The sequence below is a fragment of the Virgisporangium aliadipatigenens genome (assembly GCF_016863615.1).
GTDB classification, from domain to species: domain Bacteria; phylum Actinomycetota; class Actinomycetes; order Mycobacteriales; family Micromonosporaceae; genus Virgisporangium; species Virgisporangium aliadipatigenens.
This window is the reverse complement of the sequence record NZ_BOPF01000011.1, coordinates 1-3,890: the sequence shown is the minus strand read 5'-3', so window position 1 is coordinate 3,890 and position 3,890 is coordinate 1. Positions and strand designations below refer to the sequence as shown.

Here is a 3,890-nt window from a genome sequence, read left to right as displayed (position 1 = left end):
CAGAACAACAGACAAGGCGCCGGCCCCGAACAAGGGCCGGCGCTTCGTTTGTCTGGTTTTCCTCCAGTCAGGCTCCAGAATGCCGACAGTGAGAGCGACCATGCTCAGGCTGCTGGAGGTCCACCGCTGTGACCAGGCCCCGTGCTCTTCTCGTGGAGGACTCTCCGGAGTTCGTGCTGCTGTGCAAGCACCTCCTTGAGAAGGAGGGCTTCGATGTCGTCGTGGCGGGAGACGGAAACAAGGCCGTCGAGTTGGCCCGCAAGGAGAAGCCGGAGATCGCCGTTCTGGACCTCGGGCTGCCGGATGTCGACGGGCTGGAGGTGTGTCGGCGGATCCGCCAGTTCACCGATGCGTACATCGTGATGGTGACGGGGCGGACGGACGAGGTGGACAAGATCGTGGGGCTGTCGGTCGGGGCGGACGACTATGTGACGAAGCCGTTCTCGCCGCGGGAGCTTGCCGCGCGCATCCAGGCGATGCGGCGCCGGCCGCGCGGATCGGGCGAGTCCGGCGCGCGGGAGTACGGGTCGCTGCGGGTGGATCCGGTCGTGCGCGAGGTGACGGTCAACGGCGAACCGATCGACCTCACGAAAATCGAGTTCGGCATCCTCGACCTGCTGTCGTCGAGCCCGCGCCGCACGTTCACGCGCAATCAACTGCTCGAGGACGTGTGGGGCGACAACTGGTTCGGCGACGATCACATCATCGACGTGCACGTCGGAAACCTCCGCCGCAAGCTCGGCGAGTCCGCCTCCGCACCGCGCCACATCCGCACCGTGCGTGGCATCGGCTACCGGTTCGAACCGTAGATCGCTTCTCTTTCCCGGGCCGTCGGGGGCGTGACCGTTGCCTCCCGGGCGGCACCGCTGGCCCCTTCGGGGCTACGCTGCCACGTCCGCGTTCAGCTGTCCGCCTCACCCGCCGTCCGGGTCCCGCGGTGGATTTCCCTCCCGCGCGTCCGGCGACAGTCACGCGGGTGCGCCGTTGACCTCGACGGAACCGCACCGAGCTGGCGCTGATCGACCCGGACACGCGGCGGTCCCGGGCTCGCGCCGAGGACGGGTGCGGGCCGGCCCGGTCGCGCACGCGGTGGTCTCCCGGATGGCCGACGAGGTCGTGGTGCTGGCGGAGGTGGCCCTGCGCCGGCTCGACCTGCTGGGCACACCCGCCGCGGTCGTCCTCGGCGGCGGGGTGCTCGCCGCGCGGCACCCGCTGCTGACCGGACTCGTGCTGGACGGCCTGTCCAACCGGGTCCCGCACGGCACACCGTCCATTGTGGACGCACCGCCGATCCTCGGCGCCGCGCTGCTCGGCCTCGAACACCTGGACGCCGCCCCGGAGGCCCTCGCCCGCACCCGCGCGCACTGGACCTAGGATCGACGGCTGTGAGCGACGACCGCCCGGCCCTGATCGACCTGCTCCGCCTGGAGTACGAACGCCTCCAGTCCAGCAACGACAAGTACGACGACCAGCGCTTCAAGATCAAGGGCTGGGCCATCACGGTCGCCGGTGCGCTGTTCGCGCTCGGGGCCAACACGAAGGCGCCGGCGCTTCCGCTCGCCGGCGCCTTTCTGGTGCTGCTGTTCGCCTATCTGGAGGTGATGTTCATGCGCCTGCAGACCGTCATCGTCGCACGCAGCAACGAGGTCGAGTCGCTGCTGGAGTCGTTGCGCCGCAACGGCCCCGGGCCCGAGCACGACGCGTACGTCTTCGGGATCGGCAAGGTGTTCATGATCCCGTTCAGCGTGCGGATGATCCCGAAACTGGTCCGCAACCGCCAGCACATCAGCGTCTTCTACGCGTGGCTGACGGCGGCGATGTTCGCGGGCACCCTCGTCGTGGCACTCATGAAGTGAGTCAGTAGCGCACCCGGCGCCGCCGCCCCACGAACCCGCCCGACACGGCGAGCAGCGCGCCGCCGGCGACGACCCACGGCACCAGGTCCTGCGCGCCGCTGCCGTCCGGCTCCGGCGGGATGGCCCCGACGAGCGTCAACTGCGTCCCCGACGGCGTCGAACCGGACACGAGCACGCTGGTCCCCGACGTCAGCTTCAGCTCCTGCCCCGGCACGTCGAACTTCAGCGCGCCGAACGGGTCGCAGATGGCGCTGATCTCCTCGCCGGAACCGACCCGCAGAATCACCTTCGAGCCGGCGCGGAACCCGACACCGTTGATGGCGACGTTCTTCTTCGCCTTGTCCTTCTTCTCGTCCTTGTCCTTCCACTTGACGTCGAGCCGGTCGGCACCGCCGCCGTAGCCCGGGCCCTCGCTCTTGTTCGAGTTGCCGGAACCGTTGCCCTGCCCCGTTCCCGGCCCCGCGAGTGCGGGAGCGGCAAGGCCGAACATGCCCAGTGCGGTGCACGCGGCCGCGACGGCGGCGGCGCGACGGAAGGAGAAAGTGAGTTCCACTCGCCCATGGTGACATCGGAACCCGCGCCCTCCCGGGTGCAAGACGGAAGCTTGTTGCCGGCTTGAAGTTGCATTGAGGTTGCGGCCCGAAGGTTTTGGCATGACCGCAACGCTCCTCGCCCCGGCCCCCACCGGAACCCTCCGCCAGCGCCCGGCCGGCTTCGCCGCCCCGCGCCAGCTGGGTGAGCTCTTCGACGCCGCCCGCCTCTGGCGCCCGGCCGACGAGAACGTCGAGCTGTCGATCGTGGTCCCTTTCTACAATCCCGGTGACGCCCTGCGCCGCACCGTGCAGCAGCTGGTGTCGTGCCTGCGCACGCAGGGTGTGCGGTTCGAGGTCATCGCCGTCTCCGACGGTTCGACCGACGGCTCCGAGCGGACCCTCTACGGCCTCGCCCCCGAGGTCCGCGTCCTCACCGCCAACCACAACCAAGGCAAAGGCGGCGCCCTGCACCTCGGCTTCGCCCGCGCCCGCGGCGCCTGGGTCGGCATGGTCGACGCCGACGGCGACATCGACCCCGTCCACCTCGTCGAATACCTCAACATCGCCCGCACCGGACAACACGCCGTCGTCTACGCCGACAAGCGCCACACCAACTCCACCAGCGCCAGCAGCCCCTTCCGCAAAATCGTCTCCATCGTCTACAGCACCCTCGTCGCCATGCTCTTCATGCTCGGCGTCCGCGACACCCAAACCGGCTGCAAAATCTTCCGCCGCGACGTCCTCGCCGACGTCCTGCCCAAGCTCCAGGAAACCCGCTTCGCCTTCGACCTCGAATTCTTCGTCGCCGCCAAAGCACACGGCATCACCGACATGGTCCCCGCACCCGTCCGCCTCGAAGAACGCACCGCCGGCTCCACCGTCGGCACCAAAGCCATCCTCCGCACCATCCGCGACACCCTCGGCATCTACGTGCGGCACCAGCTGCACAAGCACTACACCGACGGGCTGACCGTCCACAGTGGAACGAGCGCCACCGGCGGGGTCGCCGACCGCATCATCCACGGCGCGCTGGTGACCCGCGCCGCCTGAACCCGACCCGCTCCCGCGGGCCCCCCTTCGCCGCCGCCCGGACGTGCCTCAGGCCGTCCGGGCGGCTTGGCGTCGTCCCGTCTCCTGTCATCCCTTTCCGAACGGACGACAGCCGGCGGCGGCCAAGACGAGACCTTGTTTTCGGCTTGATGTGACGTTGAGGTTGCGGCCCGACAGTTTTGCCATGACCACGACGCAGCTCCGCCCCACCTTCGCAGTGCCGCGCCAGCTCGGCGAGCTCTTCGACGCCGCCCGGCTGTGGAACGCCGCGGACGCCACCGTCGAGCTGTCGATCGTGATCCCCTTCTACAACCCGGGCGACGCGCTGCGCCGCACGGTCGCCTCGCTGGTGACCTGCCTGCGCACGCAGGGTGTGCGGTTCGAGGTCATCGCCGTCTCCGACGGTTCGACCGACGGCTCCGAGCGGACCCTCTACGGCCTCGCCCCCGAG

The 3,890-nt window shown here is 69.4% G+C and carries 6 protein-coding genes; 5 read left to right on the top strand and 1 reads right to left on the bottom strand.

The features are described 5' to 3' along the window. The first annotated feature begins 128 nt into the window (after positions 1-128). The 3 genes from Val02_RS17275 to Val02_RS17265 all read left to right on the top strand — a co-directional run bounded on the left by Val02_RS17275 (position 129) and on the right by Val02_RS17265 (position 1,856). Positions 129-809, top strand: a complete 681-nt coding sequence (locus tag Val02_RS17275; RefSeq protein ID WP_203900121.1) for a response regulator transcription factor — start codon at positions 129-131, stop codon at positions 807-809. 253 nt (positions 810-1,062) lie between these two features. Next, entirely contained in the window at positions 1,063-1,374 is a 312-nt protein-coding gene (locus Val02_RS17270) for a hypothetical protein (RefSeq protein ID WP_203900120.1), read from the top strand. 11 nt (positions 1,375-1,385) lie between these two features. After that, positions 1,386-1,856 (top strand): hypothetical protein, encoded by a 471-nt coding sequence (locus tag Val02_RS17265; protein ID WP_203900119.1) that lies wholly within the window; start codon positions 1,386-1,388, stop codon positions 1,854-1,856. 1 nt (position 1,857) lies between these two features. Here the strand turns inward: Val02_RS17265 and Val02_RS17260 are convergent, their stop codons facing one another. Continuing rightward, entirely contained in the window at positions 1,858-2,409 is a 552-nt protein-coding gene (locus Val02_RS17260) for a hypothetical protein (RefSeq protein ID WP_203900118.1), read from the bottom strand. Between the two features lie 100 nt (positions 2,410-2,509). On the opposite strand from Val02_RS17260, the gene Val02_RS17255 reads away from it, so the two are divergent. After that, complete coding sequence (locus Val02_RS17255; protein WP_203900117.1) at positions 2,510-3,439, top strand: glycosyltransferase; 930 nt, start codon at positions 2,510-2,512, stop codon at positions 3,437-3,439. A 184-nt stretch (positions 3,440-3,623) separates the two neighbouring features. Beyond that, a partial coding sequence (locus Val02_RS17250; RefSeq protein ID WP_203900116.1) for a glycosyltransferase occupies positions 3,624-3,890 on the top strand: 267 nt, incomplete at its 3' end.

What these genes read in the sequence shown, in the direction of transcription:
- Val02_RS17255 (WP_203900117.1), top strand. Translation starts at nt 2,510, where the DNA reads ATGACCGCAACGCTCCTCGCCCCGGCCCCCACCGGAACCCTCCGCCAG.